General features: G+C 50.5%; 6 protein-coding genes, 1 pseudogene and 1 riboswitch. Of the genes and pseudogenes, 6 read left to right on the forward strand and 1 reads right to left on the reverse strand.

Features of this window, described 5'->3' with window-relative positions; genetic code table 11:
- Positions 1-125: 125 nt before the first annotated feature.
- Positions 126-290: a hypothetical protein gene (locus tag AN618_RS13245; protein ID WP_157081754.1), complete on the reverse strand. Its 165-nt coding sequence runs from the start codon at positions 288-290 to the stop codon at positions 126-128.
- Positions 291-436: 146 nt separating this feature from the next.
- A riboswitch (TPP riboswitch) is annotated at positions 437-541 on the forward strand.
- Positions 542-613: 72 nt separating this feature from the next.
- Between AN618_RS13245 and thiD the strand changes: the two genes are divergently transcribed.
- The 6 genes and pseudogenes from thiD to AN618_RS12900 form a co-directional block, all read left to right on the forward strand.
- Positions 614-1,417: a bifunctional hydroxymethylpyrimidine kinase/phosphomethylpyrimidine kinase gene (gene thiD, locus AN618_RS12035; protein WP_066355529.1), complete on the forward strand. Its 804-nt coding sequence runs from the start codon at positions 614-616 to the stop codon at positions 1,415-1,417.
- A gap of 30 nt (positions 1,418-1,447) precedes the next feature.
- Positions 1,448-2,074, forward strand: a complete 627-nt coding sequence (thiE, locus tag AN618_RS12040; protein ID WP_222926514.1) for a thiamine phosphate synthase — start codon at positions 1,448-1,450, stop codon at positions 2,072-2,074.
- A 36-nt stretch (positions 2,075-2,110) separates the two neighbouring features.
- Positions 2,111-2,893 carry a sulfide-dependent adenosine diphosphate thiazole synthase gene (locus tag AN618_RS12045; protein WP_066355531.1) on the forward strand — a complete coding sequence of 261 codons (783 nt, stop codon included), beginning with the start codon at positions 2,111-2,113 and terminating at the stop codon, positions 2,891-2,893.
- A gap of 95 nt (positions 2,894-2,988) precedes the next feature.
- Positions 2,989-3,876, forward strand: coding sequence for an Hsp33 family molecular chaperone HslO (gene hslO, locus AN618_RS12050; protein WP_066355533.1), 888 nt, complete (start codon positions 2,989-2,991; stop codon positions 3,874-3,876).
- A 53-nt stretch (positions 3,877-3,929) separates the two neighbouring features.
- A complete protein-coding gene (locus tag AN618_RS13250) occupies positions 3,930-4,079 on the forward strand; it encodes a hypothetical protein (protein ID WP_157081671.1) in 150 nt (49 codons plus the stop codon).
- Positions 4,080-4,324: 245 nt separating this feature from the next.
- Positions 4,325-4,505, forward strand: a pseudogene (locus AN618_RS12900) (group II intron reverse transcriptase/maturase); the annotation flags it as partial.

The following is a 4,505-nucleotide window of genomic DNA, read 5'->3' on the forward strand; positions in this document are numbered from 1 at the left end:
AATGGCAATATAATACATCAAATTTATGTCACCTGGACTTACAATAGTGGTGAGGTCAGCTTAAAAAATTTTTTACCTACAAACTCTTGACACAGACAGTTTTTTCCGGTAGCGAGCCATTAACTTCAAAAAATTCCCATGACCAGCTGGTCGTAATATTTGCGGTATGCCCTCAGCCTTACCTTTTTACCGGTGAACACTATGGTCCCCTGGTCATACAATTCTAGAAAAATAAGTTCTAACGGTCTTATTAAATTTAAGATGTACACAGTTTCCACAGATTTATCCACAATATAAAATACTACAGGTAGTTTTTTAAAACAAAAGTCTGAAAAAATAAATTTTAAAATTGTCTAAATTTAAAAACTTAAGGAAAATATCATTTTCTGGAGAATGATATGATATAATTGTATCAAACAATAAAATAATCTCACGAAAGTCCTGCTGGGGGAGCTTCGGCTGAGAGGAGGCCCACTTCGGGTCTCGACCCCTTGAACCTGCTCAGGGTAATGCCTGCGTAGGGAAGCAGTTCGCCGTTTTCCCCTTCCGGGGAAGAATCGAATCTGCCCGCCTGCACAGGCGGGTCAATTTATTTTTAGGGGGGATTTGAAAAATGAAGCTTGCTCTCACCATTGCGGGCTCCGACTCGGGAGGAGGAGCCGGAATTCAGGCGGACCTCAAGACGTTCAGCGCCCACGGCGTATTCGGGATGAGCGTCATAACTTCGGTCACCGCCCAGAACACAAAAGCGGTAATCGGCGTCGAGGACATCTCGCCGGAAATGGTGTATTTGCAGATGAAGGCCGTTTTCGAAGACCTGCCGCCGGATGCAGTAAAGATAGGCATGGTATCATCCGAGGCCATAATAAAAGCAATAGCAAGGGGGATCGATGAATTCAATCCGGAAAAGGTAGTGCTAGACCCGGTCATGATTTCAAAAAGCGGTCATGCGCTTTTGAAACCGGATGCCATCGATGCCCTTAAAAAAGAGCTTATTAAAAGATGCCTTGTGGTGACCCCAAATATCCCCGAAGCACAAGCACTTAGCGGAATAACCATAAAGAACGTGGAGGACATGAAGAAAGCCGCAGAAAACATAATGTCCTACGGCTGCCGGGCAGTAATCGTAAAAGGCGGCCATCTGGAGGATGACGCCGTTGACGTGTTTTTCGACGGAAATGAGTTCCGGGAATTAAGGTCGGAAAAAATCCCGACGAAAAACACCCACGGCACCGGCTGTAGCTTTTCTTCGGCCATTGCGGCAAACCTCGCCCTGGGACACGACCTTTTTACATCGTTTAAGCTGGCAAAAGAGTACATCACTTCGGCCATCAAAAACTCCGTAAACATAGGCGGGGGCGCGGGTCCCGTCCATCACTTTTTCAATCTCTACCAAAAGGCGGGGCTGAACGTTTGAAATTTTCAGTAACTATAAGGAGATGATTGCATGAAGATTGATTATTCGCTTTACGCCATAACCGAAAGGTCTTATATTGGCAAAAGGAGTCTAGTTGATGCCGTGGAGGAAGCCATAAAAGCGGGGATTACGGTGCTTCAGCTCAGGGAAAAGGATATTACAAGCAGGGAATTTTACCATCTCGCCCTCCAGCTTCGGGAACTCACAAAAGCCTACAGGATTCCGTTCATAATCAACGACCGGGTGGACATCGCCCTGGCCGTAGATGCCGACGGCGTCCACGTGGGGCAGGATGACCTGCCGGCGGATGTGGTGAGGAGAATCATAGGAAAAGAAAAAATCCTGGGGGTCTCGGCCAAAACCGTCGAGGAGGCTATAAAAGCAGAAGAAGACGGGGCCGACTACCTGGGGGTTGGTGCTATCTTCCCATCTCCCACCAAACCCTTTTCCGAAGCCATTGGCCTGGAGGGCCTAAAAATAATCAAAAGCAAAGTAAAAATTCCCGTAGTCGCCATAGGAGGCATAACTAAGGATAACGCCGGGGAAGTCATCGCGGCGGGAGCCGACGGCATCTCCTGCATCTCGGCGGTGTTTTGCGGGAACATAGCCGAAAACGTCAGGACGTTGAAAAAAGTGGTGGATGAATCAATAAAATAAAATATTAAAAAACATCTTAAATGGAGGGTGGTTTTTATGAAATCTTTTTCCGTTCCTGTCCCTGACACAAAGGTGAGCAGCCTCATTATGAAGCATTACTTCAAGGATCTGGAAGATGCAGTTAAATCCGATGTGATAGTAGCAGGTGCGGGGCCTTCTGGCCTTACCTGCGCCTGGACTTTGGCTGACCAGGGCTATAAGGTTACGGTCTTGGACAGGAGATTAGCGCCGGGAGGCGGGATATGGGGTGGCGCCATGAGTTTTAATAAAGTGGTGCTTCAGAAGGACGTAGAGTGGATATTAAAAGAAGCCGATGTTCCTTTTGTGGAAGACGAAGGGGCTCTGGTAGTCTCCGCGCCTCTTTTTGCCAGCAAGCTCATCGCCAAAGCTGCGGCACATCCGGGTATTAGGTTTTTCAACATGCTTACCGTGGTGGACCTTCACTCCACCGGTGACAAAATCACCGGCGTGGTGGTAAACAACAGCGCCATAGAGATGGCTGGCCTTCACGTGGACCCCATGGTGCTCACCGCCAAGGCAGTACTAGATGCCACCGGTCATGATGCAGTGCTGGCCAACCTTTACAGCAGGAGAGCCGGCACGGGCCTTATCCGGGAATCCTTCATGAACGCTGAAAAAGGCGAGGAGGACGTGGTGGCCAATACGCGGATGTTGGCGCCGGGGCTTTTTGTGGCAGGAATGGCGGCCAACAACGTGGAGGGCGGCTGCCGCATGGGCCCGATTTTCGGTGGCATGTTGCTCTCCGGAAAGAAGGCCGCCCGCCTAATAATAAATTATCTAAGCGAAAACTCCAAATAGGTTTCATCTCTTAAGAACCCGAAATGCAGTCAAGCCCCCAAAATGTGGTATAATACTTATAGCCACAACTCATTTGCAAAGGGAGGCAACAAATTTTGGTTGAGCTTAAAGACTACGTGATAAGAGCCATCGACGAGGAGGCGGGGGTGCTGGCTTTTGCCGCCCGCACCACAGAGCTGGTGGAGAGGGCAAGAAAAATCCACGGCTGTTCCTCGACCGCAACGGCAGCCTTGGGGCGGCTGCTCACGGCGGCAGCGATGATGGGCTTGATGTTAAAAAGCGAAAAAGACAACGTCACGCTTCGCGTGGATGGCGGCGGCCCCGCGGGCGTTCTCTTTGCTTTTTCCGATTCTAAGGGAAACGTAAAGGGCTACATCGCAAATCCCCTTGTGGACCTTCCTCTCAACGAAAAGGGAAAACTCGACGTGGGAGGCATCGTCGGAAGGCAGGGGACCCTTACCGTCATAAAAGACCTGGGGCTGAAAGAGCCTTACGTGGGGCAGGTGCCGCTGGTATCCGGCGAAATCGCCGAAGACCTCACTTACTACTTTGCCAAATCCGAGCAAATTCCCTCTGCGGTAAGCCTTGGAGTCCTCGTGGATAAAGAGGAAAAGGTGAGGGCGGCAGGTGGTTTTATCGTCCAGCTTCTTCCTAACGCTGACGAAAGCACCGCCATTTCCATAGAAGAGAACATAAAGGTGATGAAACCCGTCACCGAACTCATAGATGAAAAAAATTCCCCCGAAGAATTGCTCAATTTGCTCCTTCCCGGTTTCAAGCTGAAGTTCCTTGCAAAAAACGAGGTGAGCTATCGCTGTTCCTGTTCCCGCGAACGGCTCGAAGCTGCAATCGTAAATTTGGGAAAGGAAGAAGCCGAGGATATCTTAAAAGAAAAAGGGAAAATCGAACTCGTCTGCCAGTACTGCAGGGAAAGGTACGAATTTACGGAACAAGAAGTAAAGCGAATCTTTGAAAATGCTTGAATTAGCCAAAAGAGGCTGCTTAACATGCAGCCTCTTTTTGTTGTGCGCCCGGCATGGGCGTTAACTCGGTGGTGAAAGTCCACTGCAGGCGAGGCAGCCCTAGTCTGCTAGCCAAAGGCAAGGGTGTCCACCGTGAGGTGGAATCCGAAGGAAGCCGGAGGCAAAGCCACGGCCCGATGGACAAGAACCCCATACGAGGCTAGACCGCTCGGATGAGCTGGCTAGACACAGCGAAATCCAAGGCTGCCAAGGGGCGGTAGAGTATATGGGGCGGGCGCGGGGTGAAAGTTAACGCTCTTACCCGGGGAGGCCTGTCGGAAACGCCAGGTAAACTGGTAACCCATGCTGAAAGGCATGGCTGAACCGGCAGGAGTCAGCAGAGGGCATAGTACCTTGGAGGTCATGAACTTCGAGGGAAGGCCCGAACATCAAGTAAGAGGTGAGACCGATGAGTTCGAGAGAAGAGCGAAGACAGCAGAAAACCCCGGAAGGGGCCTACCCGCGGGAAGGAGTGGTGAAGCCACAGGGGCCCGCGGGAGGGCCGAGTTCTTCTCCGGCACGAAGCGGAGAGTCACCTCGCGGGGACAACGATAGCGGCCTGATGGAGCGGGTGGTAGAAAGAAACAACA

The organism is Fervidicola ferrireducens, assembly GCF_001562425.1.
Taxonomy (GTDB): domain Bacteria; phylum Bacillota; class Thermosediminibacteria; order Thermosediminibacterales; family Thermosediminibacteraceae; genus Fervidicola; species Fervidicola ferrireducens.

Bases quoted from the DNA above. Each gene is read 5' to 3' on its own strand.
- thiE (WP_222926514.1), top strand. From the start codon at position 1,448: ATGAAGATTGATTATTCGCTTTACGCCATAACCGAAAGGTCTTATATT.
- AN618_RS13250 (WP_157081671.1), top strand. From the start codon at position 3,930: ATGGGCGTTAACTCGGTGGTGAAAGTCCACTGCAGGCGAGGCAGCCCT.
- AN618_RS12045 (WP_066355531.1), top strand. From the start codon at position 2,111: ATGAAATCTTTTTCCGTTCCTGTCCCTGACACAAAGGTGAGCAGCCTC.
- thiD (WP_066355529.1), top strand. From the start codon at position 614: ATGAAGCTTGCTCTCACCATTGCGGGCTCCGACTCGGGAGGAGGAGCC.